The 1,070-nt window shown below is 69.5% G+C and carries 1 protein-coding gene; it reads left to right on the top strand.

Going from position 1 to position 1,070, the window contains the following annotated elements:
* Positions 1–1,070: VCBS domain-containing protein (locus CK218_RS29885; RefSeq protein ID WP_210201084.1), on the top strand; the 1,070-nt coding region annotated here is incomplete at both ends.

Genomic DNA, 1,070 nt, shown 5'->3' with positions numbered 1-1,070 from the left:
AAGTCCGTGACCGAGGGCGACACGGCAGCGGCGCTGAACGCCAGCGGCCAGCTGACGATCACCGACCCCGACACGGGTGAAGCGCATGTGGTGGCGCAGACCAACGCGGCCGGCACCTATGGCGACTTCTCCATCGACGCCGACGGCGCCTGGACCTACACCGGCAACGACGCGCACAACGAACTGACCGCCGGTCAGGTGGTGAGCGACAGCTTCACGGTGACGAGCCAGGACGGCACGGCGACGGGCACGGTGACGGTGACCATCACCGGCACCAACGACGCGGCGACGGTGAGCTCGGACTCGAAGTCCGTGACCGAGGGCGACACGGCAGCGGCGCTGAACGCCAGCGGCCAGCTGACGATCACCGACCCCGACACCGGCGAAGCGCATGTGGTGGCGCAGACCAACGCGGCCGGCACCTATGGCGACTTCTCCATCGACGCCGACGGCGCCTGGACCTACACCGGCAACGACGCGCACAACGAACTGACCGCCGGCCAGGTGGTGAGCGACACCTTCACGGTGACGAGCCAGGACGGCACGGCGACGGGCACGGTGACGGTGACCATCACCGGCACCAACGACGCGGCGACGGTGAGCTCGGACTCGAAGTCCGTGACCGAGGGCGACACGGCAGCGGCGCTGAACGCCAGCGGCCAGCTGACGATCACCGACCCCGACACCGGCGAAGCGCATGTGGTGGCGCAGACCAACGCGGCCGGCACCTATGGCGACTTCTCCATCGACGCCGACGGCGCCTGGACCTACACCGGCAACGACGCGCACAACGAGCTGACCGCGGGTCAGGTGGTGAGCGACAGCTTCACGGTGACGAGCCAGGACGGCACGGCGACGGGCACGGTGACGGTGACCATCACCGGCACCAACGACGCGGCGACGGTGAGCTCGGACTCGAAGTCCGTGACCGAGGGCGACACGGCGGCGGCGCTGAACGCCAGCGGCCAGCTGACGATCACCGACCCCGACACGGGCGAAGCGCATGTGGTGGCGCAGACCAATGCGGCCGGCACCTATGGCGACTTCTCCATCGACGCCGACGGCGCCTG

The organism is Mesorhizobium sp. WSM3879 (assembly GCF_002294915.1).
Lineage (GTDB): Bacteria > Pseudomonadota > Alphaproteobacteria > Rhizobiales > Rhizobiaceae > Mesorhizobium.
Note: the sequence above shows the minus strand (reverse complement) of the source record. Positions and strands in the feature narration are given on the sequence as shown.